A 26,774-nucleotide genomic window follows, 5' to 3' on the forward strand; every position below is an offset into this window, starting at 1 on the left:
TCTGGAAGGTCTACCCCCATGTCTGAAACCACCGGACGCACGTTTGCGCTGCTCCCCATGCTTGGCCACACCAAAGGCAAGCGCAGTCCCGTGACGTGCGCACTGAAATGCGACAACGCCTGCTCGGGCGATGTCTGCAATACCAGCGCCAACGGTTACTTCCGGGACATCGCTTCAACGGCCATGTCCCGTCGCGCCGCCCTTGGGCTTGGCGCCGCAGGAGCGCTCGCGATCGTGCTTGGTGGTGCTGTTACTGGTGGTGACGCTGCAGTGGCTGACTCGGGCAACGGGCTCTCCGATGCCGCTAAGAAGGGCTACGACAAGTCCAAGCTGAAGTTCACCGCCATCAAGCCCGTTGACGCTGCGGTGGATGCCTTCACCGTGCCTGAAGGGTTCGACTGGAAGCCGGTCATCCGCTGGGGCGACCCCCTCTTCGCCGACTCACCGGCCTTTGACCTCAACGCGCAGACCGCTGCGGCGCAGGCACGCCAATTCGGCTACAACAACGACTACACGGACATCCTGCCGATTTCCGGTTCCAAAGATCGCCGAGCCGTGCTGTTCAGCAACCACGAGTACACCAACGAGAACATCATGCTCCCGGAGGGCTTCGACCCCGCCGAGGCGCGCGCGATCGGTCGCGCAGGGCATGGGTTGGCCGTCGTTGAACTGGAACGCAAGAACAAGAACAAGCCGTGGAGCTACGTCCAGGGCGCACCGCTGAACCGACGCTTCCTCACAGACACCGTCTACGAACTGACTGGCCCTGCCGCCGGGACCAACTTGGTCAAGACCATCGATGACCCCGCCGGCCGGTGGATCAAGGGCACACTGGGCAACTGCTCCGGCGGAACCACCCCGTGGGGCACCATCCTCTCCGGCGAAGAAAACTTCAACGGCTACTTCGCCGCCCCTGGCACCAGTGATGGCGACAAACGCTATGGCATTTCCGCCAAGGCCACCACCCGCCAGTGGGAACTCGATGAGCCGCGCTTCGATACCCGCAATTCCGGCTACGCCAATGAAACCAACCGCTTCGGGTGGATCGTGGAAGTGGACCCGTTCGACCCCACATCCACCCCCAAGAAGCACTCCGCCATGGGCCGCTTCAAGCATGAGGGCGCCAACGTCATTGTTGCTCCTTCCGGCCGGGTAGTGGCCTACATGGGAGATGACGAGCGCTTCGACTACCTCTACAAATTTGTCTCCAAGGGTAAGTACCAAGCCGGCGACTCCGCCGCTGCCCGCCGGAACAATATGGGCCTGCTCTCCGAGGGTGACCTCTACGTCGCCAAGTTCACCGGCGATTCACCGGTTGCTGAGATCGATGGCTCCGGCAAGGTTCCCGCGGACGGAGCTTTCGATGGCGCCGGCGAGTGGCTGCCCCTGGTGGTGGACGGCAAGTCTGCTGTTCCGGGCATGTCTGTTCCGGAGGTGCTGGTCTACACGCGCCTCGCGGCAGATAAGGTTGGCCCCACCAAGATGGACCGCTGCGAAGACGTCCAGCCGAACCCGCTCACCGGCAAGGTCTACGTCGCCTGCACCAACAACTCGGACCGCGGCAAGCCCGGCAAGGAAGGTGCCACGGAGGTCAACCCGCGTGCGCTGAACCGCGACGGGCACATCGTGGAGATCACCGAAGGTCGCGAGCAGACGGGCACCAAGTTCAACTGGACGCTCCTGCTGGTGGCGGGGGATCCCGCCAAGAACACGTCCACCTACTTCTCCGGCTTCCCGGCGGACAAGGTCTCCCCGATTTCCTGCCCTGACAACGTTGCCTTCGACTCCGTGGGCAACCTCTGGATCTCAACCGACGGCGCGCCGTCCACCATCGGCTACGCAGACGGCCTGTTCAAGGTGACCCTTGAGGGCCGGGAACGCGGCAAGGTGGAGCAGTTCCTGGCCGTGCCCCGTGACGCCGAGACCTGTGGGCCGATCGTTCATGACGAAGAGCGCACTGTCTTCGTCGCGGTACAGCACCCGGGCGAGGAAGGCACCTTCGCGGACCAGCACTCCTTCTTCCCGGACTACGTTCCGGCCGGAAGCACCCCCGCGGCTGGTACTGTGCGGGCCCCGCGCCCGTCCATCGTGCAGGTGTTCCGCAAGTAACCCTCTCTCACCTTTCGTGCGGTTGGGGTGGATGCTCTCTCACCTTTCGTGTTGTTGGGGTGGACCCTCTCTCACCTTTCGTGCCGTTTGGGCGGACCCTCTCTCACCTTTCGTGCCGTGCACGCTGGTAGGTGAGAGAGGGATGCCCGTTAGGGGCCGGTAGGTGAGAGAGGGATGCCCGTTGGGGGCCGGTAGGTGAGAGAGCGTTGGGGCCTCTTGGACGCCAATAGACTGGAACGGTGACTTCCCAGGACTCTCTGACTTCCATCGCCGCCGCCCGGATCGCCGTGACAACACTGCTGGACGGCGGTGTGCGGCACGCGGTGGTGGCGCCGGGCTCGCGGTCGGCGCCCCTGGCTTATGCGCTGGCTGAAGCCGAGGCAGCGGGGCGTGTTCGCCTCCACGTGCGGATCGACGAACGCGACGCAGGATTCACTGCTTTGGGCCTGGCCCTCTCCACCGAGGCTCCCGTCGCAGTGGTGACAACATCCGGCACCGCGGTGGGCAACCTCCTGCCGGCCGTCATGGAAGCCAACCATTCAGCCGTTCCAGTGGTGGTTGTCTCCGCAGACCGGCCTGAGGAACTCCACGGAACGGGGGCCAACCAGACCACCATCCAGCTGGACCTTTTTGGCGAGCATGTGCGCTTCGCCGTCGACGTTCCTGCGGGTGACCATCCTCAGAAGGCCATTGCCACCGCCCTTTATGCTGCCACCGGCGCCCTGGAAGACACTCCGCCCGGCCCCGTCCAGGTAAATCTCGCGTTCCGGGATCCTCTGGTTCCGGGGGTGGGTGACGCTCTCCCGGAGACCGCGGGACACGGCGTGTTCCATTACGACGCCGGCCCCCAGGCACTGGATCTCCCGGCGGCTTTGACGGACCTCCCCGTGCGACGCGCCGTGGTCCTCGCGGGCCACGACGCAGGTGCCGTGGCCGAAGCCTTTGCACGTGCCCACGGCTTGCCGTTGCTCGCAGAACCTTCGTCCAACGCCCGCTTCGGCCCCAATGCCGTGGGCCCGTACCGGGTGTTGCTGGAACACTTTGGACCCGGATCGCCCGCCCCGATCGAACGGGTGGTGCTGTTCGGCAGGGCAACCCTTTCCCGTCCCGTTTCGGCTCTCCTTGCCCGGGAATCGGTCGAATCCGCCATTTACCAGCCAGTGCCCGTGGCCTGGTACGAGGCCGGTCGACGTCGTGAGAAACCCATCGAGACCCTTCCCGAACTGGCAGCATTCGCCGGCCGCGGGTCCTCAGATTGGCTGGACTCCTGGCTTCTGGCAGGTGCTGCGGCCCAGCATGCCCTGGACAGCACCTTGGACGCGGAGGACCTTGCCAACGGGCCTTCCGTGGGGGCAACGGTCTGGGAACACTCCCGTGGGCAGTTGGTGCTCGGGTCCTCCAATGGAATCCGCGACGTCGACCTCGCAGGTCAGCCGCACACGGAACCCCTTGCCACTGTCTATGCCAACCGCGGTCTGGCGGGGATCGACGGCACCATCGCTACGGCAACTGGTATCGCGCTGGGCAGCGGACGTGAAACAACGGTCCTCCTGGGCGACGTTACGTTCCTGCACGACGCCGGCGGGCTCTTCCTCGGCCATGGTGAACCCGTCCCGGATCTCCGCATCGTGGTGCTCAACGACTCAGGCGGAGCCATCTTCGCGCTGCTGGAACACGGTGCCGTGGACGACTCAGGCGCCTACGGCACCGCCGTCGAACGCCTCTTTGGTACCCCGCACTCAGTGGACATCGCGGCACTCGCGGCGGCATACGGCGTCGGGCACCAGACCGTGAGTACGACGGCGGAACTCGCCGACGCACTCAAGTCACCGCTGAAGGGGCGCACCATTGTGGAGGTGCGCGTGGACAGGACCGGCTTGCGGGCGCTCCATGCACGGATCAAAGAGGCCATCAACGCCGCGGTGGGCCAGGTTCTCACCGCAGGCTAAAGAACTGGCTCGCCAGTGACGTAGAAACTCGCCAGTGACGCAGAAACGGGAGGGCTGCACCCACATGTGAGTGCAGCCCTCCCGTCTCGGTAGCGCTAACGGCGGTGCGTGCCGTTAGGCTTCCTCGACACCAATGTGCGTCGGGTCCAGGACGCGGCGCAGGAATTCCTTGGTCCGCGGCTGGGTGGGGGCGCTGATGACGTTCTCCGCCGGGCCTTCTTCCACCACAACACCGGCGTCCATGAAGACGACGCGGTCGGCCACTTCACGGGCGAAGCCCATCTCGTGGGTAACAACCAGCATGGTCATGCCCTCCTGGGCCAGCTTGCGCATGACAGCCAGGACATCGCCAACTGTTTCGGGGTCCAGCGCCGAGGTGGGCTCATCAAAAAGCATGAGCTGGGGATCCATGGACAGCGCGCGGGCGATGGCCACACGCTGCTGCTGGCCACCGGAGAGCTGGTCCGGGAAGCGATCGGCCAAGTGACCCAGGCCCACGCGTTCCAGGTTGTGGCGCGCCACTCCGGAAGCCTCGGACTTGGAACGCTTGAGGACCTTCAACTGAGAAATGGTGCAGTTGTCCAACACGCTCAGGTGCGGGAACAGATTGAAGTGCTGGAACACCATTCCAACGCTTTGGCGCATCTTGTTGAGATCAACATCGGGATCGGTGGCTTCGAACTTGCCCACATTGATGGTGCCGGCGTTGGGCTGCTCCAGCAGGTTGACGCAGCGCAGCAGCGTGGACTTACCCGAACCCGACGGGCCGATCAGGCAAACTACCTGGCCCGGTTCGACGGTCAAGGAGATGCCCTTGAGGACCTCATTGCTGCCGTAGGACTTGCGAAGGTCCTTGATGTCCACGCCTGCAGCGCGAACTGTGCTGTTTACGACGTCGTTCATGACTGTCCTGCCTATCGCTTGGTCCGCGCGGAGCGGCTTTCGAACTTCCGTGCCAGGAGGCTCAAGGGGATGGTGATGACCAGGTAGAAGGCACCGGCCACCAGCAACGGGGTCAGGCCCGCGCCGAGGCTGGAGATTCCGTCGCGGCCGAACTTGGTGAGCTCGTACTGGGACGCGGTGAGGCCCAGGACGTAGATCAGCGAGGAGTCCTTGGTGAGCAGGATGATTTCGTTGGTCAGCGGCGGCAGCACGATCTTGAAAGCCTGGGGGATGACGATCGAAACCATGGCCCGCCAGTGCGGCATGCCCAGCGAACGTGCAGCTTCCATCTGGCCCTTGGGCACAGCCTGGAGGCCTGCGCGGAGGGTTTCAGCGATGTAGGCGGAGGCCACCATACCCAGCGAAACCATGACCACGATGTTGACGTCCCACTGGACACCAAACGCGAGCGGGACGCCGTAGCCAAAGGCGATGAAGACCAACAGGGCGGGGACACCGCGGAAGAATTCGATGTAGCCCGTGGCCAGCCAGCGGTACAGCGGGAAGGAGGAAAGCTTCATCAGGGCAAGCAGGAGGCCGCCGGACAAGCCCACCACGAAGGCCAATGCCGTGTAGATGAGGGTGTTCTTGAGGCCCACCAGGAAGATGTCCGGGAACATCGGGCCGATCTTGGCGAAGTTGAAGACGCTGGTGCCGATCGTCTTCCAGTCCACAGCAAGGATCACTGCGGCCAGGACCACAACAAAGATTCCGGCCTGGACGTACAAACTGACTTTGGCTCGTTGACGTGCAGTCATTGCCATGGTGTTCTCACATTCGTGTTGCGCAGGTGGGGCCCCGAAACAACGTATCGTTTCGGGGCCCGCCTGCGTGGTTCTCGGGAGCCGGGGCTCGGACTACTTGGTGGCTTCGCCGAACCAGGTGGTCTCGAACTTCTTCAGGGAGCCGTCGTCGGTGATGCGCTTCAGCGTGGCGTTCACGGCATCGGCCATGGCGGTGTTGCCCTTCTTGATGGAGATACCCAGCTTCTCGCCCGTTGCGTAGTCCTCAACACGCTTCAGGTTGGAGTCGTCCTTGATGGCGTAGCCCAGGACGGACTGGTTGCCGATTGCGGCGTCGATGGTGCCGGCCTTGAGGGCCTGGACCAGGAGGCCGGAGTCTTCGAACTGCTGTGCGTCGATGCCCTTGTCCTTGGCATACTGGGCGCCGGTGGTGGCCTGCTGGACGCCCACCTTCTTGCCCTTGGCACCGTCAATGTTGCTGATACCGGAGGACGAGGTGGCCACGAGGGTGAGGTCGTCGTCCAGGTACGGGGTGGAGAAGTCCATGACGCTCTTGCGGACATCCGTGATGGAGATGGAGGAGATGGAGACGTCGCAACCGGTCAGTGCGGTTCCGGTCTCGATTGCCTCGAAGGAGCTGTCCACCACATTGAGTTCGGCCTTGACGTCCTTGGCGACTTCAGCGGCGATGTCCATGTCGAAGCCGACAATCTTGCCGTCCTTCTGGAACTCGAAGGGCTCGTAAGGAACGTCCGAGCACACCGTGAGCTTGCCTGCGTTGATGAGCTTGAGGCCGGAGGCATCCGAGGCGGCCGGAGTGGACGAACCACCGCAAGCGGTGAGGGCCAGTGCGCCGGCGGCGAGCACGGCGGCAATCTTGGTGCCGGACATAACCGAACGGGAGATCTGCATGTTGTTTACCTTTTGTTGCGGTGGATGCTGAACTGAGTCGGTTTTAGTGTAGCGCCGAACATGAGATGTGCATCACAGGAAACGAAGTTTCACTAGTAGATAACTAGTTTACGCACCTATCAACCGCCGAAAAGGAAGTGCTGTCTGGAATCCCAGAATCAGCGCCGAATGCCCAGCGCCTCAAGCATCGGGCGGAATTTGGCCCAGGTTTCGGCCAGCTCGGCTTCCGGCTGCGAGCCCTCAACAATGCCGCATCCAGCGAACAAGCGCACAGTGTTGGCATCCTCAATCACGGCTCCGCGGAGGGCGATGCCCCACTCACCGTTGCCCGCGGCGTCCAGCCAACCCACTGGCCCGGCGTAGGGGCCGCGGTCCAGATGCTCCAGTTTTCGAATCAAAGCGCCGGCCACCAAGGTGGGTGTCCCGCACACTGCCGCAGTCGGATGCAGTGCATTAATGAGGGCAAGGCACGTGGGCACGTGGCCCTCGATATCCGCCAGTTCAGCCTTCACATCCGAGGCGAGGTGCCACACGTTGGGCAGTTCCAGAATGAACGGTTCGCTGTGCGAATTCATCGCTTCGGAGAACGGAGCCAGCTGGCGCGTCAGGGAGTCAATCGCGATTTCGTGCTCATGGCGCTGCTTATCGGATCCGGCCAATACCCGTTCGGCGTACGCCATGGGGGATCCATCAACGCCCTCTGCATCCCTGCGGTCCAAAGTTCCGGCGAGCACCCGGGCCTGCGCCGTGCGGCCCTCCACCTGGATCAGCATTTCCGGCGTGGCACCCACCAGACCGTCAACGCCATACGTCCAGCACTCGCGATACCGTGCTGCCAGCTGGCGAAGTACCTCCGCAGCGTTTACGCCCTCAGGCAGGGTGGCAACGACGTCGCGCGCCAACACCAGCTTTTCCAGCTTGCCGGCGCGGATCTCTTCCACGCCATCGGCAACAGCCTGCATCCAGGCGGCTTCGCTCAGGGAACCGTGGCTGAGGTGACCGGCTCCGTCTGCGGCGACAGTTTCAGCTGACGGCCCGACGCCGGACCCTCCTGCCGCTGAATCCTCACCGTTCGGCTCGCCGCCAGTCAGCCAGTGGTCAACGGCAGCGAGGACGCCGGCCTCGGTGAGGGGTGCGTCGTCGAACGTTAACTGTGTGGCCCAGGCGCGGCCATCGCGGATGCCGACCACCAACTCCGGGAGGATCAGGCGAGAGATGTGGGGTGATGTTTTGGAGAAGGCGAACGAGCCGAAAGCCACCGGTCCTGTGCCGGGAAGCTCCACATAATCAGTGATCTCTGCCTCAAGAATGAGGTGCCGCCACCAAATATCGGCCTCGAGGAAACGCTCAGGGCCCGTGGCGTTGAACCGGGTCAGCTCGCCGAATCCCACCAGGCCCGCTTCACGGCGGGACCAGCAGAGGACGTCATCCCGCACCAGAAACGACGGCAGCCCCCCGGAGGATGATTCGACATCGAGGGGGACTGTCAAGGTGCGGAGCGTGCTCGTCATGATGGAACAACAGTACTCCCGCGGACAACCAGATTCTGTGCCGACTTCTACAGCGCAGCAAAGTCGCGTGAATGTCTGAGACAATTACAGGGTGAACCGAGCATCCTTGGAAAAGCGTCCGGACGAAGTTGCGACGATGTTTGATGATGTCGCCCCCAAATACGACGTCGTGAATGATGTCCTGTCCATGGGACAGACGCGTCGTTGGCGCCGGATCGTGGTTGATGCCATGGATGTGAAGGTGGGGCAGAAGGTCCTGGACCTCGCCGCCGGAACGGGAACCTCCAGCGAACCCTATGCAGACGCAGGCGTTGACGTCGTAGCCTGCGATTTCTCCCTGGGCATGCTCAAGGTAGGCAAACGCCGCCGCCCGGATATCGACTTCATCGCTGGTGACGCCACCAACCTGCCGTTCGCGGACAACAGCTTTGACGCCTCCACCATTTCCTTTGGCCTGCGCAACGTTGTGGAGCCGCGCAAGGCCCTTGAAGAGATGCTGCGCGTCACCAAGCCCGGCGGCCGGCTGGTCATCGCCGAGTTCTCCCACCCTGTGGTGCCGCTGTGGCGCAACCTCTATACCGAGTACCTGATGCGCGCGCTCCCGGCCATCGCCACCAAGGTTTCCTCCAACCCGGACGCCTACGTGTACCTCGCCGAGTCCATCCGCGCCTGGCCGGACCAGGACCACTTGGCCCAATGGCTCAGCGACGCTGGCTGGACCGACATCACCTACCGCAACCTCAGCGGCGGCATCGTAGCCGTGCACCGGGCACAAAAGCCCGCTGAGCACCGCGAAAGTGTTCCCGTAGCCAAGCTTCGCCGCCAGATCAAGCCGCGCCACCAGGCCGGCTGACCTCGTACTGCCTGCTGATTTAGGACGACGTGAAAGTACTGATTGTTGGCGCGGGCCCAGCCGGGTCCACCGCCGCGTATTATCTCGCCCAGGCGGGCATTGACGTCACGGTGCTGGAAAAGACTTCCTTTCCCCGTGAGAAGGTGTGTGGCGACGGACTGACCCCCCGCGCTGTCCGCGAAATCCAAAAGCTTGGCCTTCCGCACGCTGTTGAGGAGGGGTGGCGCCGGAACAAGGGGCTGCGCCTCATTGCCGGCGGACGCACCATCGAGTTGCCCTGGCCCGAGGTTGCCGACTTCCCCACGTACGGCCTGATCCGGACCCGACTCGGTTTCGATGAGGACCTGGCCCGCCACGCTGAGTCCGCCGGCGCTGTCGTGCTTGAACGCCACAGCGTCACCTCCGCACTGACTGCAGACGACGGTCGCGTCATCGGCGCCCGCGCCGCCATCCTTGACGAGTCCGGACGCAAGACGGGCGAAACGCGCGACTTCCATGCCGACGTCGTACTAGCCGCAGATGGCAACTCAACGCGAACCGCCGTGTCGCTGGGCATGCACAAGCGTGACGACCGGCCGCTGGGTGTCGCGGTGCGCACCTACTTTACGTCGCCGCGGCACGAGGACGACTGGATGGAAGGCTGGCTGGAACTGCCCGGCAAGTCCGGGAAGCCACTGCCGGGCTACGGCTGGGTGTTTGGCGTCGGCGATGGCACGTCCAACGTGGGCCTCGGCATCCTGAACTCTTCCAAGGAATTCGGCAAGCTGGACTACAAGCAGGTCCTCCGCGAATGGACCGCCGGCATGCCCCCAGAATGGGGCTTCACGCCCGAAAACCAGGTGGGGGAGATCCGCGGTGCCGCGCTGCCCATGGGCTTCAACCGCACGCCGCATTACTCGCCGGGGCTCCTCCTGCTGGGCGACGCCGGGGGAATGGTGTCCCCGTTCAACGGTGAAGGCATCTCCTACGCCATGGAATCGGCCCGGTTCGCGGCTGAGTTCCTCGTTGACGCTTCTTCGCGTTCGGCTTCCGCCGGTTGGTCCACGCACGACGCCGATGCTCACCTCGCGCGGTACGCGGACTATGTACGGGACCAGTGGGGATCACACTTCACACTGGGACGTCTCTTCGCCGCCCTCATTGGAAAGCCGGCCGTGATGAAACTTGCGCTGCGCACGGGCATGCCGGTTCCGGTGCTGATGCGCTTTGTGGTCCGTATGCTGGCCAACCTCACCGACCCGTCGGCGAAGGGCTTCGAAGACCGCGTGATCCGGGTCCTCGAGATGCTGGTTCCGGCCACGTCCAACACTTCCTCTGCCCGTGCTTTTACGGCGGCAGCCTCCGACACCGCGGTTTCCGCACCAACTAGTTAGGGTTAACCCGTGACGAACTCTGCCGAACACAGCTGGACGCATGCCGGGCACGGCTTGCCGCAGACTGTTGAGCCTGCTCCCAACACCACAGCGATCGCTACGGGGCTTCAGCTGCCCGCCGGTTTTGCCGCCATCGCCGGCGACGCCGAACTCGGTCCTGCCATCACCACCAACCTTGCCCGGGTGGAGAAAAAGCTCCGCGAAGCAATCTCCAACTCGGATCCCCTGGCTGACGCGACGTCCCGTCACCTGGTGGAAGCCGGCGGCAAGCGCATCCGTCCCCTCCTCACGTTGCTGTGTGCGCACCTCGGCGATGCTTCGCGCCCCGAGGTTGTCCAGGCTGCCGTGGTTGTGGAGCTTACGCACCTTGCCACGCTCTACCACGATGACGTGATGGACTCCGCACCCTTCCGCCGCGGTGCTCCCACCGCCCACGAAGTGTGGGGCAACTCGGTAGCCATCCTTACCGGCGACCTCATCTTTGCCCGCGCCTCCATCCTGGTCTCGGAACTGGGCTCCCGCGCCCTTGGCATCCAGGCCCGCACCTTCGAGCGCCTGTGCCTGGGCCAGCTCCACGAAACCGTGGGACCGCGTGAAGACGAAGACCCCGTGGAGCACTACCTGTCCGTCATTGCTGACAAGACCGGCTCGCTGGTGGCAGCATCCGGCCAGCTGGGTGCGATCTTCGCCGGTGCCGACGAAGCTTTTGAGGATTTGCTGGTTGAATACGGCGAGAAGGTTGGCGTGGCCTTCCAGCTTGCCGACGACGTCATTGATGTCACCGGCGTTAAGGTCAAGTCCGGCAAGTCACCGGGCACCGACCTCCGCGAAGGTGTTCCCACGCTGCCCGTCCTGTTGCTTCGTCGCGACGCCGCTGCGGGGGATACCTCCGCTGCTGCCCTCCTTGAATTGATCGACGGCGACCTGTCCTCCGACTCGGCTCTGGCTGAGGCCGTGGCAGGCCTGCGCGAACACCCCGTCACCAATGAGTCCTGGAAGATTGCCCGCCAGTGGTCCTCGGAGGCCATCGCCGCACTGGCGCCGCTGCCCGAAGGTGTTGTAAAAGACTCCCTGACCAACTTCGCCCACGCAGTGGTGGACCGCAGCAGCTAAGTTTTCCCTGTTTTCGCAGGCGTCCGGACTCTCGTAGTCCGGGCGCCTGCTTTTTGTTGCTGCGACTTGGGCGCAGGCGGTCTTGTGCCTGGTACCGTCAGCACCCACTTTGCGGGTCCGAGTGTGGCGACACACTGGTAGATGCGGCGTGTTGGGCGGTTTGTGGAATCAAAGTGGGTGGTGGGCGCATGCGGCTCGACGCACAACCTCCGGGAAAAACGGAATGGCCCCGGCTCGCTGCAACGTTACGAGTCATACGCTGCACCGAACCGGGACCACAATCTCCGTTCGCATCAGACCCACCGGAGGCATTTAGTGGATCCGTGAAAAGCTTATGACAATCCTGTCACATATGCAACTCTCTGGGTCAACGGTTTTAGTGATGGTGCAGCACGATTTACAGCCAATCGCCGTCCCTCGCCATCAGCTTTGAATTTTGGAAGCGACGGACACACCGATTTCGGGGTGTGTTGCAGCCTTCCAGGTGTTCAAAGAGGGTGGTGGAGGTACACGGAGTTGTCCACATACGGGACTTCTCAGCGACCGCAGGCTCCCGCCGAAGCCAGCATGGCTGTATGAACATCGAAGATTTCCTCCGAAGCCGGAGCGGAGCAACCACCACTCGGACCCTGCTGACTGCTGGCTTTACTCGCCGCATACTCGCACATGCGGTGAGAGACGGCCGCGTAACCCGCCTTCATCGTGGCGTCTATACGTCCAAGGACTCAGATCCCGACGTCGTGGCCGCCTTTCGATCCGACGGACTACTTACCTGCATCTCGGCTGCGCGCTTCTATCGCCTGTGGACCCTCGAGGCAGCTGAGCCGCTGCATCTCAGTTGCAGTACTGGACTAGGGGGACGGGGCGTAGTCCACCACGGAGGCTGCCTACACCCGGCTCACCCGTATCTACCAGTTGCAGGGGTAGCCGATGTGGTGATCCACGCCCTCAGATGCCTACCGGAACTTGAAGCACTAGTCATGGTGCAGAGCGCAGTTAGCCAAGCCCTCCTGTCAACAGAATTCCTGAGATCGAAGCTCCCCGGCAACCGGAACGGTAAGGTCCGGGAGACCTTGCTTTTGGTTCTACCTCGTGCCGATTCGCTCTTGGAGGTGCTGGCACACACCCACTTCACCAGGGCAGGTCTTCGAGTCCGTATGCACGTAGACGTGCCCGGTGTGGGAGAGGTGGACTGTCTGGTCAATGAATGCCTGATCGTTGAACTCGACGGCGGGACTCACCTTGAGGGAAAGCAGGTCAAGAAGGACCAGTACAGGAACAACGCGGGCATGCGGGGAGGCCTTTTGACTCTCCGCTATTACTACGTGGACGTCGTGCATCATCCGGAGAGAATGGTCGCCGAAGTCCTGACAGTCCTGCTCAATAGGGAAGTTGGCCGCTACGCTCCGGCACGATACGCGCCAGGGTGGGTTCCGCCGTCGTGAGCCCCCCTCACGGTGGTACCGCCACCACCAACTTTGAACGAAAAAATCAGGCGACACGCCCCGCGAGCGGCGTGTCAGAGTTGTTCCGGAATCAATGTGGGTGGTGGCCGTACGCAGGCCACAAACACAACAGCCCCTCCCAGACCAAGAAGGCCGGGAAGGGGCTGCGGAAAAGTGAAACTTAATCTTCGTCGTCGTTGAATGCCCACTCGAACATGTCGAACACGAACTCGGAGAACGTGCCTTCTTCGCTCTTCCACTGGCCGCGTGCGTTGTTGCGGCGCCAGACGATGGGGTCCGGGATGCCGAGATCGGCGGTGCGGAAGCCCCAGGTGAACTGTTCCTCTTCGTCCTCGAGGAACATGAGGAAGCCTTCGTCATCAACTTCGAGTTCCTCGGGATCCCAGAAGTAGTGGTAGGCCTCCATGAGGTCCTCGCAGCCGCCGATGGCGAGGTAAAACTCGCGCAAAACCAGCGGGATGGTGAAGGAGTGATCGGCCAGCGCGTCGTCCAGCTCGTCCGGCGTGAGGCCGTCTTCTTCCTGCCATTCATCCTCGAGATACTTTGGGACCAGCGCGCGGAACTTCTCGAGGAACATGTCAGTCATGCTCTTATCCTAGCTAATCCCGGAGACCTGAAATTGCGCCTCCACCGGTACCTGCGCGATGCCATCCGCGCACAGCCAACGGCACATACCAACTGCGCCGCCACGCGGTTACCCGGAAAGCGAAAACAACCCCCGCAATGACACAAGCGGTAACCCCGTTGAACAGGCCAAGGTTCCACAACAACGTGGTCAAGCCGGCACCAGCGAACGCCGGCAGCGCATAGATGTCGCGGTTGTTGAACAAGGTGGGGATTTCGTTGGCGGTGATGTCACGGAGCAGGCCTCCGCCCACGGCTGTGGTGACTCCCAGCAGGATCGCGGCCACCGGATTCATGCCCGCGCCGATTGCCTTCAACGTGCCCGTGATGCAGAACAAGGCCAGCCCGCCGGCGTCGAACAGGGTCAAAAGGGAAGTGAAGCGCTGCACTGAGGAGAACAAGTAGTAAACCAGCAGCGCAGCCAGCAACGGCGGGGCCAGGTACGCGGGGTTGGTGAAAGCGATAGGGGGACCGGCGTTGATCACGATGTCACGGATTACGCCACCGCCCAGCGCCGCGATGGACGCGAGGAGTATGGAGCCCACGACGTCGAACTGCTTCCGGGCTGCCAACAACGAGCCTGATACAGCAAAAAAGAACACACCAATGAGGTCAAGCCAAAGAAGAACAATGTCAAAGGAAATCAAGTGGACGGGTTCTTTCTTAAGGTGCTTAACAACGGGTGCTGGCTCAACGTTACGCTAGCTCCCATGAACAGCCCCGTTTTGATTGCCTGCGCCCACGGAACCCGCAATGCCGAAGGCCAGGCTGCCATCCGACAGGTCATGGCCGACATTGAAGCCCTGCGCCCGGGTTTGCGCGTTGTTGAGGCCTATGTTGACGTGCAGGAACCCGAGTTGGGCGGTGTGGTGGAGGGCCTGCCTGAGGGGACGGACGCCGTCGTCGTACCGCTGTTGCTGTCCACGGGCTTCCACATCAAGGTGGACGTGCCCAAGGCGATAAAGAACCGTTCTGAGGTAGTTGCTGCCCGTCCGTTGGGTCCGGACGCGCGGCTGGCTGAGCTGTTGGCCACCCACCTGCGTGCGGCTGGGTTGCAGGAGAACGACGGCGTGCTGCTGGCTGCCGCGGGATCGTCCCTTCCGGACGGTTCGGTGGACTCGGAAGAGCAGGCGCGACTCCTCGCCGAGCTGCTGCCGAACAAGGTGCGCGTCGCCTATGGCGCCAGTGCCCAGCCGACAGTGCCCGACGGCGTCGCCTCCTTGCGGGCAGAACTCGCCGCTGAGGGCGAGGCAGGCAGGGTGTTCATTTCCTCCTACCTCCTGGCAACCGGCTACTTCCATGATCAATTGGCCAAAGCGGGGGCGGACATTGTGTCGGCGCCCTTGCTGCCGTCGAAGGTACTCGCTGAGATCGCGCTGGAACGGTACGACGCAGTGTTGGAAAGGCTCTCCTAACCTTTATCCACGCGGAAAAATGCCCAAAGGGGCCTGCATTAAACAGGCCCTTCGGACAAGGCCAATGGCGTGTTCGTGACGAAATGTTTCCCTAGGTGACTTAGCATTTCCGGACCTTTGCTGGCGAAATCTGGCCAGACCTACAGTCGAGATATGACAGATACAGCTGTAGCCGGTGCGTCGGCTGATACCGCCAAGCGTCCGGCACGCACGCGCCCTGCCGCCAAGCCCCACGGCCAGTGGAAGGTTGACGGCACTGAGCCCCTCAATGCCAACGAAACCTGGAAGCAGGAAGACAACGGGCTGAATGTCCGTGAGCGCATTGAGTCTGTCTACTCCAAAGAAGGCTTTGATTCGATCGACGGCACGGACCTTCACGGCCGCTTCCGTTGGTGGGGCCTCTACACCCAGCGCAAGCCCGGGATCGACGGCGGCAAGACCGCAACGCTTGAACCGCACGAGCTCGAAGACAAGTACTTCATGCTGCGCGTGCGCATCGACGGCGGGGCACTGACCACAGAGCAACTCCGGGTCATCGGCCAGATTTCCGTGGACTTCGCCCGCGGCTCGGCTGACCTGACGGACCGTCAGAACATCCAGCTGCACTGGATCCGCGTAGAGGACGTGCCGGAGATCTGGCGCCGCCTTGAAGGCATTGGACTGTCCACCACAGAAGCTTGCGGTGACGTTCCCCGCGTCATCCTCGGTTCGCCGGTTGCGGGCATCGCCAAGGACGAGATCATCGATCCCACGCCGCTCATCCACGAGCTTGCGGAGCGTTTCATCGGCGATCCCGAGCTGGCCAACCTGCCGCGCAAGTACAAGACCGCCATCACGGGCCACCCGTCCCAGGACGTGGTGCACGAGATCAACGACTTCGCCCTGGTGGGCGTGGTTCACCCTGAGCTCGGTGCCGGCTACGACCTCTGGGTTGGCGGCGGCTTGTCCACCAACCCGCGCCTGGCCGAGCGCCTTGGCGTGTTCGTCTCCGCGGATGTGGCAGCTGAAGTATGGCTCGGCGTTACCAGCATCTTCCGTGACTACGGCTACCGCCGCATGCGCACCAAGGCCCGCCTGAAGTTCCTCATGAACGACTGGGGCCCGGCCAAGTTCCGCCAGATCCTTGAGGACGAGTACCTCGGCTTCAAGCTCCCGGACGGCCCCGCCGCACCCAAGCCCACATCTCCCGGCGACCACATCGGTGTTCACGAGCAGAAGGACGGCAAGTTCTTCATCGGCGTCACCCCCACTGTCGGACGCACGTCCGGCGAAGCACTCGTGACGCTGGCTGACACGTTGGAGAAGCACGGCAGCTACCGCCTCCGCACTACTCCTCACCAGAAGCTGGTCATCCTGGACGTGGCCAAGGAGCAGGTGGAGCCGCTCATCGCCGAACTGGACACCCTGGGCCTTTCCGCCCGTCCGTCCGTGTTCCGCCGCGGCACCATCGCTTGCACGGGCATCGAGTTCTGCAAGTTGGCCATCGTGGAAACCAAGGTCACGGCAGCTACGGCCATCGCTGAGCTGGAGCGCCGCTTGGCCGACCTCGTGGAATCCAAGCAGCTGCCGTCGGCACTGTCCCTCCACATCAACGGTTGCCCGAACTCCTGCGCACGTATCCAGACGGCCGATATCGGCCTGAAGGGCATGATGCTGCCAACGCCCGACGGCGACCCCACCCCGGGTTTCCAGGTTCACCTCGGTGGCGGGCTGGCGAACAACGAGCGCGAGGAAGCCGGTTTGGGACGTACCGTCCGCGGCCTCAAGGTCACGGTGGAAGACCTGCCCGATTATGTGGAGCGCGTGGTCCGAAAGTTCGTCGCCGTAGGCGCCGAAGGCCAGACCTTCGCAGAGTGGGCACACTCGGCAGATGAAGGAGATCTCCAATGACAGATCCCGTCACTATCACCAACCTCGCCAGCGCGGCAGCGCGTCCGGCGCTGCGTTCTCCTGAAGAGCTCAAGGCCCTGGCTGAACAAGGCGCCGCTGAGCTCGGCTGGAACGCCCCTGCCCGGGACATCATCGCCTGGGTGGCCCGTAACTTCGAGCTGCCTGCCGTGACCGTGGCCTGCTCCATGGCCGACGCCGTACTGCCCGCCTTGGTGGCGGACCAGCTTCCCGGCGTCGACGTCTTGTTCCTGGAAACCGGCTACCACTTCAAGGAAACGTACGAGACGCGCGACGAAGTCGCAGCGAACCTCCGCGTCAACGTGGTGGACGTCCTTCCCGAAACCACTGTGGAACAACAGGATCGCTTGCTGGGCAAGGACTTGTTCGCCCGCGACCCCGCCCAGTGCTGTGCACTGCGTAAGGTGCAGCCGCTGCGCCGTTCGCTGACCGGATACGAAGTCTGGTTCACCGGGGTGCGACGCGACGAGGGCCCCACCCGCACCAACACGCCGGTGGTCACCTGGGATGAAGGCTTTGGCCTGGTCAAGGTGAACCCGATGGTGGACTGGACCTTCGATCAGCTGATCGAGTACTCCGAGGACAACATCCTTCCCGTCAACCCCCTCCTGAGCCAGGGCTACCCGTCCATCGGCTGCCAGCCCTGCACCCGCAAGGTTGCCCCGGGTGAAGACCCCCGCGCCGGCCGCTGGGCAGGATCCGACAAGACAGAATGCGGACTACACACATGAGCACGTACACAACAGAGGAGTCCACGGTGAAAGTTGCAGCGGCAGTCGACGCCCCCTCGGTCGAGCGCCTGAGCTCATTGGACACCCTCGAGTCCGAAGCCATTCACATCATCCGCGAGGTTGTTGCCGAGTTCGAGAAGCCTGCACTGCTGTTCTCCGGCGGCAAGGATTCCGTGGTCATGCTGCACCTGGCCACCAAGGCGTTCTGGCCGGGCAAGGTTCCGTTTCCGGTCCTCCACGTGGACACCGGCCACAATTTCCCGGAGGTCATCGACTTCCGTGACCGCACTGTTGAGCGCCTTGGCCTGAAGCTGGTTGTTGGCTCGGTCCAGGAGTTCATCGACCGCGGCGAACTGGCTGAGCGTGCCGACGGCACCCGCAATCCGCTGCAGACCGTCCCGCTGTTGGACGCGATTCAGCGCAACAAGTTCGACGCCGTGTTCGGCGGCGGCCGTCGCGACGAGGACAAGGCCCGCGCCAAAGAACGCATCCTGAGCCTCCGTGACGAGTTTGGCCAGTGGGACCCGCGCAACCAGCGCCCCGAACTGTGGAATCTGTACAACGGCCGCCACACCGTGGGCCAGCACGTCCGTGCGTTCCCCATCAGCAACTGGACCGAGCTGGACATCTGGCGCTACATCGAGCGCGAGAACATCGAGCTTCCCAGCCTGTACTACGCCCACGACCGCGAGGTCTTTGCCCGCGACGGAATGTGGCGGGCAGTGGGCGAGGTTTCGCAGCCGTTGCCGCACGAGGAAGTCATCACCAAGCTGGTCCGTTACCGCACGGTGGGAGACATGTCCTGCACCGGTGCAGTCGAGTCCGACGCACGCACTGTGGCCGACGTCGTTGTTGAAGTCGCTGCCTCCACCCTGACCGAACGTGGCGCCACCCGAGCAGATGACCGCATCTCCGAGGCAGCCATGGAAGACCGCAAGAAGGACGGCTACTTCTAAATGAGCACCGAAACTTTGGCTGCCGGGCTGGAAACAGCCCTGCCCACCACACTCTTTCGCTTTGCAACCGCCGGTTCGGTGGACGACGGCAAGTCCACTTTGGTGGGCCGTCTCCTTCACGACTCCAAGGCGATTCTTGCTGACACGCTCGACGCCGTTGCCCGCACCTCTGCGGACCGCGGCTTCGGTGGCGAAAAGGGCGGGATCGACCTCGCCCTCCTGACCGACGGCCTGCGTGCCGAGCGTGAGCAGGGCATCACCATCGATGTTGCTTACCGCTACTTCGCCACGGACCGCCGCAGCTTCATCCTGGCGGACTGCCCCGGCCACGTTCAGTACACCAAGAACACGGTGACCGGCGCGTCCACGGCGGATGCCGTCGTCGTACTTATTGACGCCCGTAAGGGTGTGCTGGAGCAGACACGACGGCACCTGTCCGTGCTGCAGCTGCTACGGGTTGCCCACGTCATTGTGGCGGTCAACAAGATCGACCTGGTGGACTTCAGTGAGCAGGTGTTCCGCGACATTGAAGCGGATGTGCAGAAGGTTGCCCGCGAGCTTGGCCTTGGATCGGACGGAGTGGCTGATCTGCTGGTGGTTCCGGTCTCGGCGCTTGATGGCGACAACGTGGTGGACCGCTCCGAGCGCACCCCTTGGTACACCGGCCCGGCACTGCTGGAGGTCCTCGAAACCCTCCCCGCTGCTGACGAACTTGAGGCCGAACTGGAGAGCTTCCGCTTCCCGGTTCAGCTGGTGATCCGTCCGCAGGGTGCCCTGGCCCCGGATGCTGTTGCTGCCGGGCTCGATGTGGAGGCGTACCGCGATTACCGCGCTTACGCAGGCCAGATCACCGAAGGCTCAGTGAAGGTTGGCGACGAAGTCTCCGTCATCAGCCCGGGCCATGAGCCTCGCACCACCACGGTGATTGGCATCGACTTCGCTGGCCAGTCATTGGAAGAAGCTGCGGCTCCGCAGTCGGTAGCCGTCCGCTTGGCTGACGAGATCGACATCGCCCGCGGTGACACCATTGCCGCTGCCGGAACGGTCCGTGAAAGCACCGCTGACTTGTACGCGTCGCTGGCATGGCTTTCACCGAAGCCGCTCCGTGAAGGCCAGAAGGTCCTGGTGAAGCACGGCACGCGCACGGTCCAGGCACTGGTCCGCAACGTCACCGGCAAGCTTGACCTCGCCACGTTCAACGTGGAGCCTGCGTCCAACCTGGAGCTCAACGACATCGGCCACGCACAATTACGCCTGTCCGCTCCGTTGCCGCTGGAAAACTACCTGCACCACCGCCGCACCGGTGCTTTCCTGGTGATCGACCCCATCGACGGCAATACCCTTGCCGCCGGACTTGTGAAGGACCACCCGGGCGACCACGAAGACGAACGTTACGTCATCTAGGGTCACGTAGTCACAAAACCGCAGCTTGTTCGCGACTCCTCACGTTGTACGGCGGGATTCGAACAAGCTGCGGTTTTCTTTTTGGAAGGCCGCATGCCACAGAACACCACCCTCAGCACACTCCTCAACGCGGGCACGGACCTGGTCCTGGACGGCGCCTTGGCCACCGAACTGGAGGCCCACGGCTGCGATCTTGAGGATCCGTTGTGGTCGGCCAAGGTCCTGCTGGAGCAGCCACACCTGATCAAACAGGTCCACCGCGACTACTTCGACGCCGGTGCCTCTGTGGCCATCACGGCCAGTTACCAGGCGACACCCCAGGGTTTTGCGCAGCGCGGATTGTCCGTTGATGAGTCGTTGGAGCTGGTGGCTTTGAGCGTCCGGTTGGCGGACGAAGCACGGCAGGAAGCCTTGGCGGAGGGCACCGCGAATGGCCCCCTGCTGGTGGCTGGATCTGTGGGTCCCTACGGGGCCTACCTCGCTGACGGCTCAGAGTATCGGGGCGATTACACGCTTTCAGCCGCGGAATTCCGGGACTTCCACCGGCCACGCATAGCCGCGTTGGTGGAGGCCGGTGCGGATTTCCTGGCGTGCGAGACTCTGCCGTCGTACGCCGAAGCGGAGGCGCTGTTGGCGCTCGTGACGGAGTTCGACGTCGAATCCTGGTTTACGTTCACGCTGCGGGACAGCGGCCACATCAGTGACGGAACCCCCATTGCGGATGTGGCTGCGCTGCTCCGCGCCGAAGCGCGGGTTGCCGCCGTCGGGGTTAATTGTGTGCCGCTTGAACTGGTCACCGAAGCGCTAGGCACCCTGCAGAGGTCCTCCGGAAAGCCCTTGGTGGCGTATCCCAATTCAGGGGAAATCTACGATGCTGCGAGTAAGACGTGGAGCCCGGCAGAAGGGGTTCAGGGGAGCGGGACCCTGGCCGGCAACGCCGGTGTTTGGCGGGGTAAAGGAGCCCGTCTCATAGGTGGGTGCTGCCGCACAACTCCGCGCGACATTGAAGGCCTGGCAGCGAATATGACGTCAGGTGACCCTGCATGAACCTTGGTTTCTACGGGATTGAAGCGGAAATATGACAGTCCCTACTGTGAACACATGACCTCTCCGGAATGGTCCTTCCTTGCCCACCACGGGCGATGTTACGGGGCCTGATCTTCGCCCCACCTCGCATCCCACATTTCATAAGGACCCCCCATGGCAAACACACCCGAGTCACAGAAACCCGATTCCGGTACCACCCGCATCGTCGCCGGTGAGACCGCACCCAAGCCCAAGCGCCGCCGCACCCTGGAGATCGGCCTGGCCGTCGGCCTCGTGCTGCTGATCGGAGCAGGCGCAGCAGTGGCCTCCGCTGTCTCGCAAAACAACCAGGCCGCACCGGCTCCTGCCACGACTCCCGCAGCGGAACTCAAGCTGGGCTACTTCAGTAACGTCACCCACGGACCGGCGCTGGTAGGTACCAGCAAGGGCATCATCGCCAAGGAACTGGGCGAGACCAAGCTCAGCACGCAGATCTTCAACGCAGGCCCCGCCGCGATCGAAGCTTTGAACGCCGGCGCCATCGACGCCACCTACATCGGCCCCAACCCCGCCATCAACTCGTTCGTCAAGAGCAACGGTGAGTCCATCAGCATCATCGCCGGTGCTGCTTCGGGCGGCGCCCAACTGGTGGTCAAGCCGGAGATCAACTCCGCAGCCGACCTCAAGGGCAAGGTCCTCAGCTCACCTCAGCTCGGTGGCACGCAGGACGTGGCACTCCGTGCCTGGTTGGGCGATCAGGGCTTCAAGACCAACACCGATGGCAGCGGCGACGTCAACATCAACCCCACCGAAAACGCCCAGTCGCTGAAGCTCTTCCAGGACGGAAAGCTCGACGGCGCGTGGTTGCCTGAGCCGTGGGCCTCCCGCCTGGTGCTCGAAGCCGGAGCGAAGGTGCTGGTGGATGAGAAGGACCTGTGGGAAAACGGTGACTTCACCACCACCATCCTGATCGTGAACAAGAAGTTCGCTGCCGAACACCCGGAGACCGTGAAGGCGCTCCTCAAGGGTCACGTGGAGTCCGTGAACTGGCTCAACTCGGCATCCGCTGAGGAGAAGGCAACCACCATCAACGCTGTCCTCAAGGACACGGCCGGCAAGCCGCTTCCCGCAAATGTGATCGAACGTGCACTCCAGAACATCAAGTTCACCACTGATCCGCTCGCCGGAACGTACAAGAAGCTGCTGGATGACGGCGTCAAGGCCGGCACCACCAAGCAGGCTGACATCAATGGCATCTTCGACCTCCGCACCTTGAACGAGGTGGAGGGCAAGAAGACCTCCGCTGCCGGTCTCGGCCAGGACTAAGCAGTAACAGGCTGGTCCGCTTCCCTCCTGTTGACCGGGGGAGCGGACCGGCCTTTAGCCATATCAGCTCTACCAATCAACACGAAGGACGGGACCATGCCAGTCGTACTCGAGAACCTGGGCAAGCGCTTCGGCGACGGCGCCCCGGTGCTGGACGACGTCAACGCCACCATCGCGCAGGGCGAGTTCGTTGCCCTCCTCGGTGCGTCAGGCTGCGGCAAGTCCACCCTGCTGAACATCATGGCAGGACTGGAAAAGCCGACGTCGGGCGCCCTTGAAGTCCCCAGCGACGGTGCCGCCTTCATGTTCCAGGACGCATCGCTGTTCCCGTGGCTGACCGCGCGTGGCAACATCGAGCTGGCTTTGCAGTTGGCGGACAAGACCAGCACCAAGGCGAGCCGGCGTGAACGCGCCACCGAACTGTTGGAGCTTGTCCACCTCGGTGGCGCAGGGGACAAGCGTCCGCATGAACTCTCGGGCGGCATGCGGCAGCGCGTTGCCCTGGCTCGTTCTTTGGCTCAGGATCGGCAGCTGCTGTTGATGGATGAGCCGTTTGCTGCCCTCGATGCGATCACCCGCGACCTTCTCCATGATGAGCTTGAACGGATTTGGAAGGAAACCGGCCGGACCATCGTGTTCGTGACCCACAACGTCCGCGAAGCTGTCCGCCTCGGCCAGCGGGTGCTGCTCCTGTCCTCGCGTCCCGGCCGCGTGGTGGCTGAATGGAACGTCACCGAGGAACACCGTACCGATGCTGGTCGAGCCGGGGAGCTGACCGGCGTCATTACCCGCCGTCTTCGCGAGGAGATCCGCCGCCATGCCAAGTAACCCCATCACCACCGAAGAGCGGACGCTTCCCGTGACCGAATCCAAAGAGCACATCACCTCGCCGTCGCTGAAGGGCAACGCCTCCGAACTCCGCGATCTTGAAGCCGGCCTGGACAACCTCCAATCTGACACGGGCCGCAAGCACGGTATTGAGTGGAAGCGTGTGCTGCTTCCAATCGCCGCATTGGTGATTCTCATCCTTGCGTGGCAGTTCTATGTTTCGCTGGGCCTCAAGCGTCGCGACCAAGTACCGGGGCCGTTGGATGTGCTGAACCAGCTGGTTCTGCTCTGGAGTGAAGGCAAGGTCCAGGAATCAGTGTGGACCTCGCTGCAGCGTGGTGTGATCGGCTTCCTGATCTCGGTGGTCATCGCAACGCCGGTTGGCTTGATCCTGGCCCAGGTAGCACCCTTGCGCCGTGCGTTTGGTCCGCTCATTTCCGGGCTGCAGGTTCTTCCGTCCGTGGCATGGGTTCCCGCAGCCATCATCTGGTTCGGCCTCACCGATGCCACCGTTTACTTTGTGGTGTTCATGGGCGCCATTCCGTCGATCATCAACGGGCTCATCTCCGGCGTGGACCAGATCCCGCCGCAGTATCGCAGCGTGGGCACCGTCCTTGGTGCGAACAGGCTCCAAATGGCGTTGCAGATTGTCCTCCCAGCGGCGCTTCCCGGCTACATCGGGGGCCTGAAGCAGGGCTGGGCGTTCTCCTGGCGCTCACTCATGGCCGCCGAAATCATTGCCGTGGGCGGCACCATCGGGTTCGGGCTCGGTTCGCTTCTTGATCAGGGCCGCGTCTTGTCCGACATGGCAATCGTGATGGCCGCGATCCTGCTGATCCTTGCGGTGGGCATCCTGATTGAGCTGCTGGTGTTCGGGCCGATCGAGAAGCGTCTGCTGCAGCGCCGGGGTTTGCTGGCGGGCAGCTCGCGCTAACCGGATCTGGTTTCACACCGGACGAGATGCTACGTTTCGACCAGCCTTTGCATATGGGGGAGGCGATTCCGGGAATCGTGTTAAGGGTGGCAGGTCATGACCAGGCAGCAAAGAATGCTGGTGTCGGTTGCTGTAGCTGCACTGCTTGCCGTCACGTCGTGTGCAGCGCCGGCACCGCAGCCCGACGCGGAAGCGAAGGGCGCTGTTCAGTCTCTTATCGAGCGGGCCATCGACCGTAGAAATCATCAAGTTGTCACAGGGTTCTCCTCCACCAAGGATGAGATCAGTATGGATTTCGTCCCGGCGGCAATTGAGGGTATCGAGCTTGAGTACCGAAAACTCCACCAACGCAGGGACGCGATTGCTCCCTATGGCGTCCTTTTGACGGACACCGGCTCGGAGATCACCATCAAGAAATTCACCATCACCCAAACCGGCGCCAAGGTTGAGATCTCGGAGCAGACACAGCTGGAACACGGTCCGGTGAACGGCGTGCAAGGCCCCGGCGAGGGGTACGTATACGACCAAACCGTTGAGCTTGAGAGGACCGGCGACGCGTGGAAGATCAGCAGTATCGCCCCTGAAAATCCGGGCAAGCCATACCCGACGACAGTTGTTGATCCAGACACGATTTAGGCCCTCGGCACTAAGCGTCGACCGTTGCATAACGTCGACTTCCGGACGGCGCGCAAGGGCTCGACGGCGACCTCCCGCCGTCGAGCCTTTGCGTCACCAGACGGTGAGGTTAGAGTCCCGTCAGCAGATCCCGCATTTCCCGAATCTCTGCTTCCTGCGCCGTGACGATGTCCTTGCCTAGCTGGACAGCCTCAAGGTTCTTGCCCTGGGCTACTTCGGCTTTGGCCATGGTCACGGCACCTTCGTGATGCGCGATCATCTGCGTCAGGAAGAGCTTGGCGGCTTCCACGCCTTGGGCTTCCCTGAGTTTCTGAAGGTCCGCTTCGCTCAGCATGCCCTCCATGCCGTGGCCGCCATGCCCGGAAGATCCCATGACAGGCACATTCCAGCTGTTCAGCCAACCGGTCATCTTCTCGATTTCGGGTGCTTGCGCGTTTTTGATCTTGACGGCCAAGGCAGTGATTGCGGGCGGGATGTCAGCCTTTGCCAGCATGACGTCGGACATCTCCACTGCTTGGGAGTGATGGGGGATCATCATTTGGGCGAACATGGTGTCTGCGGCGTTGTGCCCGGCGTCGCTGCTGTTCGCAGAGGGGCTGATGGAAGTGCCGGAACTTCCATGGTTCATGCCCGGCATGGAACCGGAGCCGGAGTTGGAAGCACAACCAGCCAGGGCAAGCAGACCTGCGAGAGCCGCTCCGGTCACAGTGAAGTGAGTTCTGTTCATGAGTAAAAGTCCTTTGCATTTCGGGCGGCGGTGATAGTCAGCCGCCCGGTAGTCAGCAGATGGTGAATGGATGTACGGTCCCGGCTGTTACCGGACCATCCAGTGCTCACGTACGGCTGATGCAGAGTTGCCCGGGTGTAGGACCGTGGGGTTGGTAGGACCAGGACGGAAAAATGGTGGGCAGTTCCCACGATGCAGGGGTGACTTCGCCTGTCGTGCCGGGCGGGGGAGCGCTCAGGGAAGCTGTTGTGAGGGATGGAATGCAACTGGCAGCCTGAGTGCAGGAGCAGCTTCCAAACTCCGTGCCGCGATCGTCGGCAGCCGAGGCAGCGCTCACCTCATGAGAAGGGCCGTGCGCGTGGTGGGATGAGGAGGTGCTCACTAGGGGTGATGCCGCATGAGACCCATGCGTTCCCCCTGCCCCATGCGGACCGCTGATGATGTGCATTCCGAATATGCCCGCAATGACGGCCGTTACCAGAAGTAGAAGCAACGCCCGCCCGACGACGGCGGCAAGAGCTTGAGGGGACAGCTGCTTGCTCATGATGCTTCACCACCTTCGTCCACTTCCAGGGCTTCCAGCATACCCCGGTAGGGTATACATGAGCGATTCTTTTTCTGGCAGCACTCCTTATCCTGGGCAATCCTCCGCTTTACGCTGCGCCTTTGCGCCTCGCGGCCTAGAATCGTCGAATGGGCCTCTTAACGTTCAGCATCAACGTCACGCTCGATGGTTGCGTGGACCACCAGGAGGGCATCGCCGACGACGAGACGCACGCCCACTTCACCCGCCTTCTGGATAAGAGCGGCGCCATGCTCTGGGGCCGGACTACCTACGAAATGATGGAGGTCTACTGGCCCTTGGTGGCTAATGGTGAGGTTGAAGCCCCGCCGTCGCTGCTTGAGTTTGCCCTTGAACTGGAAACCATGCCCAAATACGTCGTTTCCACAACGCGGAGCGACTTCCCCTGGACCAATAGTCATCAGCTGGTCGGCGAACTGGGTGCGGCCGTTCGGGAACTCAAGGACAGGACTCCCAAGGGGGTGCTTGTCGGCAGCGGGAAACTAGCAACAGAGCTGGACCGACTGGGCTTGATCGACGAGTACAAATTCCTCATCCACCCCATGATCACCGGTCACGGCCCCACCCTGTACCAAGGCGGACTGCCCAGCACCCGGCGCCTTGAGCTGATCTCGGCCGAGCCGCTCAGTAACGGAGCGGTGGCGATGCACTATCGCCGGGCTGTCTGACGAATGTGCAGGCAACATGGCAACGCCAAGCCATCCC

General features: G+C 62.8%; 24 protein-coding genes. 17 read left to right on the forward strand and 7 right to left on the reverse strand.

All coding sequences use genetic code 11. The features are described 5' to 3' along the window. Positions 1–18: 18 nt before the first annotated feature. Positions 19–2,109, forward strand: coding sequence for a PhoX family protein (locus tag BMY91_RS01090; RefSeq protein ID WP_090817150.1), 2,091 nt, complete (start codon positions 19–21; stop codon positions 2,107–2,109). Positions 2,110–2,348: 239 nt separating this feature from the next. Next, positions 2,349–4,058 carry a 2-succinyl-5-enolpyruvyl-6-hydroxy-3-cyclohexene-1-carboxylic-acid synthase gene (gene menD, locus BMY91_RS01095; RefSeq protein WP_090817153.1) on the forward strand — a complete coding sequence of 570 codons (1,710 nt, stop codon included), beginning with the start codon at positions 2,349–2,351 and terminating at the stop codon, positions 4,056–4,058. A gap of 114 nt (positions 4,059–4,172) precedes the next feature. On the opposite strand, the gene BMY91_RS01100 is transcribed toward menD, so the two are convergent. From BMY91_RS01100 to BMY91_RS01115, 4 genes are all read right to left on the reverse strand, one after another. Beyond that, the gene (locus tag BMY91_RS01100) at positions 4,173–4,961 is read right to left on the reverse strand and encodes an amino acid ABC transporter ATP-binding protein (protein WP_090817156.1); all 789 of its coding nucleotides are present in this window, start codon (positions 4,959–4,961) and stop codon (positions 4,173–4,175) included. An 11-nt stretch (positions 4,962–4,972) separates the two neighbouring features. Next, positions 4,973–5,764: an amino acid ABC transporter permease gene (locus BMY91_RS01105; protein ID WP_090817160.1), complete on the reverse strand. Its 792-nt coding sequence runs from the start codon at positions 5,762–5,764 to the stop codon at positions 4,973–4,975. Between the two features lie 93 nt (positions 5,765–5,857). Beyond that, complete coding sequence (locus tag BMY91_RS01110; protein ID WP_090817164.1) at positions 5,858–6,655, reverse strand: ABC transporter substrate-binding protein; 798 nt, start codon at positions 6,653–6,655, stop codon at positions 5,858–5,860. 158 nt (positions 6,656–6,813) lie between these two features. Then, the gene (locus tag BMY91_RS01115) at positions 6,814–8,166 is read right to left on the reverse strand and encodes an isochorismate synthase (RefSeq protein WP_090817167.1); all 1,353 of its coding nucleotides are present in this window, start codon (positions 8,164–8,166) and stop codon (positions 6,814–6,816) included. Between the two features lie 91 nt (positions 8,167–8,257). On the opposite strand from BMY91_RS01115, the gene BMY91_RS01120 reads away from it, so the two are divergent. The 4 genes from BMY91_RS01120 (at position 8,258) to BMY91_RS01135 (ending at position 12,950) form a co-directional block, all read left to right on the forward strand. Continuing rightward, positions 8,258–9,019, forward strand: coding sequence for a demethylmenaquinone methyltransferase (locus BMY91_RS01120; protein ID WP_090817170.1), 762 nt, complete (start codon positions 8,258–8,260; stop codon positions 9,017–9,019). A gap of 29 nt (positions 9,020–9,048) precedes the next feature. Next, positions 9,049–10,392 carry a geranylgeranyl reductase family protein gene (locus BMY91_RS01125; RefSeq protein WP_090817173.1) on the forward strand — a complete coding sequence of 448 codons (1,344 nt, stop codon included), beginning with the start codon at positions 9,049–9,051 and terminating at the stop codon, positions 10,390–10,392. Positions 10,393–10,401: 9 nt separating this feature from the next. Beyond that, positions 10,402–11,505: a polyprenyl synthetase family protein gene (locus BMY91_RS01130; RefSeq protein WP_090817176.1), complete on the forward strand. Its 1,104-nt coding sequence runs from the start codon at positions 10,402–10,404 to the stop codon at positions 11,503–11,505. Positions 11,506–12,080: 575 nt separating this feature from the next. After that, positions 12,081–12,950 carry a type IV toxin-antitoxin system AbiEi family antitoxin domain-containing protein gene (locus BMY91_RS01135; protein ID WP_090817179.1) on the forward strand — a complete coding sequence of 290 codons (870 nt, stop codon included), beginning with the start codon at positions 12,081–12,083 and terminating at the stop codon, positions 12,948–12,950. A 181-nt stretch (positions 12,951–13,131) separates the two neighbouring features. Here the strand turns inward: BMY91_RS01135 and BMY91_RS01140 are convergent, their stop codons facing one another. Both BMY91_RS01140 and BMY91_RS01145 read right to left on the reverse strand, forming a co-directional pair. Further along, the gene (locus tag BMY91_RS01140; protein ID WP_026546392.1) at positions 13,132–13,557 is read right to left on the reverse strand and encodes a hypothetical protein; all 426 of its coding nucleotides are present in this window, start codon (positions 13,555–13,557) and stop codon (positions 13,132–13,134) included. A 13-nt stretch (positions 13,558–13,570) separates the two neighbouring features. Beyond that, positions 13,571–14,242, reverse strand: a complete 672-nt coding sequence (locus BMY91_RS01145; protein WP_090817182.1) for a trimeric intracellular cation channel family protein — start codon at positions 14,240–14,242, stop codon at positions 13,571–13,573. Between BMY91_RS01145 and BMY91_RS01150 the strand changes: the two genes are divergently transcribed. The 10 genes from BMY91_RS01150 to BMY91_RS01195 all read left to right on the forward strand — a co-directional run bounded on the left by BMY91_RS01150 (position 14,243) and on the right by BMY91_RS01195 (position 24,759). Continuing rightward, positions 14,243–15,010, forward strand: coding sequence for a sirohydrochlorin chelatase (locus BMY91_RS01150; RefSeq protein ID WP_090817185.1), 768 nt, complete (start codon positions 14,243–14,245; stop codon positions 15,008–15,010). Between the two features lie 153 nt (positions 15,011–15,163). Next, the gene (locus BMY91_RS01155; RefSeq protein WP_090817188.1) at positions 15,164–16,900 is read left to right on the forward strand and encodes a nitrite/sulfite reductase; all 1,737 of its coding nucleotides are present in this window, start codon (positions 15,164–15,166) and stop codon (positions 16,898–16,900) included. Beyond that, the gene (locus BMY91_RS01160) at positions 16,897–17,649 is read left to right on the forward strand and encodes a phosphoadenylyl-sulfate reductase (protein ID WP_090817191.1); all 753 of its coding nucleotides are present in this window, start codon (positions 16,897–16,899) and stop codon (positions 17,647–17,649) included. Before BMY91_RS01155 ends, BMY91_RS01160 begins: the two co-directional genes overlap by 4 nt. After that, positions 17,646–18,605, forward strand: a complete 960-nt coding sequence (gene cysD, locus BMY91_RS01165) for a sulfate adenylyltransferase subunit CysD (RefSeq protein WP_090817194.1) — start codon at positions 17,646–17,648, stop codon at positions 18,603–18,605. The genes BMY91_RS01160 and cysD overlap by 4 nt, the downstream gene beginning before the upstream one ends. Beyond that, positions 18,606–20,009 (forward strand): sulfate adenylyltransferase subunit 1, encoded by a 1,404-nt coding sequence (locus BMY91_RS01170; protein ID WP_090817197.1) that lies wholly within the window; start codon positions 18,606–18,608, stop codon positions 20,007–20,009. It begins immediately after the preceding gene. Positions 20,010–20,102: 93 nt separating this feature from the next. Next, complete coding sequence (gene mmuM / locus BMY91_RS01175; RefSeq protein ID WP_090817200.1) at positions 20,103–21,056, forward strand: homocysteine S-methyltransferase; 954 nt, start codon at positions 20,103–20,105, stop codon at positions 21,054–21,056. Between the two features lie 153 nt (positions 21,057–21,209). Further along, positions 21,210–22,361: an ABC transporter substrate-binding protein gene (locus tag BMY91_RS01180; RefSeq protein WP_090817203.1), complete on the forward strand. Its 1,152-nt coding sequence runs from the start codon at positions 21,210–21,212 to the stop codon at positions 22,359–22,361. Between the two features lie 96 nt (positions 22,362–22,457). Continuing rightward, the gene (locus tag BMY91_RS01185) at positions 22,458–23,189 is read left to right on the forward strand and encodes an ABC transporter ATP-binding protein (RefSeq protein ID WP_090817206.1); all 732 of its coding nucleotides are present in this window, start codon (positions 22,458–22,460) and stop codon (positions 23,187–23,189) included. After that, positions 23,179–24,123 carry an ABC transporter permease gene (locus BMY91_RS01190; RefSeq protein WP_090817209.1) on the forward strand — a complete coding sequence of 315 codons (945 nt, stop codon included), beginning with the start codon at positions 23,179–23,181 and terminating at the stop codon, positions 24,121–24,123. Before BMY91_RS01185 ends, BMY91_RS01190 begins: the two co-directional genes overlap by 11 nt. 96 nt (positions 24,124–24,219) lie before the next feature. Then, on the forward strand, positions 24,220–24,759 hold the full coding sequence (locus BMY91_RS01195; RefSeq protein ID WP_143054026.1) for a hypothetical protein: 540 nt from the start codon (positions 24,220–24,222) through the stop codon (positions 24,757–24,759). 109 nt (positions 24,760–24,868) lie between these two features. On the opposite strand, the gene BMY91_RS01200 is transcribed toward BMY91_RS01195, so the two are convergent. Then, positions 24,869–25,486: a DUF305 domain-containing protein gene (locus tag BMY91_RS01200; protein ID WP_090817216.1), complete on the reverse strand. Its 618-nt coding sequence runs from the start codon at positions 25,484–25,486 to the stop codon at positions 24,869–24,871. 693 nt (positions 25,487–26,179) lie between these two features. Between BMY91_RS01200 and BMY91_RS01205 the strand changes: the two genes are divergently transcribed. Then, positions 26,180–26,737 (forward strand): dihydrofolate reductase family protein, encoded by a 558-nt coding sequence (locus BMY91_RS01205; RefSeq protein ID WP_090817219.1) that lies wholly within the window; start codon positions 26,180–26,182, stop codon positions 26,735–26,737. The last annotated feature ends 37 nt before the right edge of the window (positions 26,738–26,774 follow it).

It is taken from the genome of Arthrobacter sp. yr096 (assembly GCF_900108925.1).
Lineage (GTDB): Bacteria > Actinomycetota > Actinomycetes > Actinomycetales > Micrococcaceae > Arthrobacter.

What these genes read in the sequence shown, in the direction of transcription:
- BMY91_RS01140 (WP_026546392.1), bottom strand. Translation starts at nt 13,557, where the DNA reads ATGACTGACATGTTCCTCGAGAAGTTCCGCGCGCTGGTCCCAAAGTAT.
- BMY91_RS01090 (WP_090817150.1), top strand. Translation starts at nt 19, where the DNA reads ATGTCTGAAACCACCGGACGCACGTTTGCGCTGCTCCCCATGCTTGGC.
- BMY91_RS01200 (WP_090817216.1), bottom strand. Translation starts at nt 25,486, where the DNA reads ATGAACAGAACTCACTTCACTGTGACCGGAGCGGCTCTCGCAGGTCTG.
- mmuM (WP_090817200.1), top strand. Translation starts at nt 20,103, where the DNA reads ATGCCACAGAACACCACCCTCAGCACACTCCTCAACGCGGGCACGGAC.
- BMY91_RS01180 (WP_090817203.1), top strand. Translation starts at nt 21,210, where the DNA reads ATGGCAAACACACCCGAGTCACAGAAACCCGATTCCGGTACCACCCGC.
- BMY91_RS01190 (WP_090817209.1), top strand. Translation starts at nt 23,179, where the DNA reads ATGCCAAGTAACCCCATCACCACCGAAGAGCGGACGCTTCCCGTGACC.
- BMY91_RS01135 (WP_090817179.1), top strand. Translation starts at nt 12,081, where the DNA reads ATGAACATCGAAGATTTCCTCCGAAGCCGGAGCGGAGCAACCACCACT.
- BMY91_RS01205 (WP_090817219.1), top strand. Translation starts at nt 26,180, where the DNA reads ATGGGCCTCTTAACGTTCAGCATCAACGTCACGCTCGATGGTTGCGTG.
- BMY91_RS01105 (WP_090817160.1), bottom strand. Translation starts at nt 5,764, where the DNA reads ATGGCAATGACTGCACGTCAACGAGCCAAAGTCAGTTTGTACGTCCAG.
- BMY91_RS01160 (WP_090817191.1), top strand. Translation starts at nt 16,897, where the DNA reads ATGACAGATCCCGTCACTATCACCAACCTCGCCAGCGCGGCAGCGCGT.
- BMY91_RS01170 (WP_090817197.1), top strand. Translation starts at nt 18,606, where the DNA reads ATGAGCACCGAAACTTTGGCTGCCGGGCTGGAAACAGCCCTGCCCACC.
- BMY91_RS01100 (WP_090817156.1), bottom strand. Translation starts at nt 4,961, where the DNA reads ATGAACGACGTCGTAAACAGCACAGTTCGCGCTGCAGGCGTGGACATC.
- BMY91_RS01185 (WP_090817206.1), top strand. Translation starts at nt 22,458, where the DNA reads ATGCCAGTCGTACTCGAGAACCTGGGCAAGCGCTTCGGCGACGGCGCC.
- cysD (WP_090817194.1), top strand. Translation starts at nt 17,646, where the DNA reads ATGAGCACGTACACAACAGAGGAGTCCACGGTGAAAGTTGCAGCGGCA.
- BMY91_RS01110 (WP_090817164.1), bottom strand. Translation starts at nt 6,655, where the DNA reads ATGCAGATCTCCCGTTCGGTTATGTCCGGCACCAAGATTGCCGCCGTG.
- BMY91_RS01195 (WP_143054026.1), top strand. Translation starts at nt 24,220, where the DNA reads ATGACCAGGCAGCAAAGAATGCTGGTGTCGGTTGCTGTAGCTGCACTG.
- BMY91_RS01155 (WP_090817188.1), top strand. Translation starts at nt 15,164, where the DNA reads ATGACAGATACAGCTGTAGCCGGTGCGTCGGCTGATACCGCCAAGCGT.
- BMY91_RS01115 (WP_090817167.1), bottom strand. Translation starts at nt 8,166, where the DNA reads ATGACGAGCACGCTCCGCACCTTGACAGTCCCCCTCGATGTCGAATCA.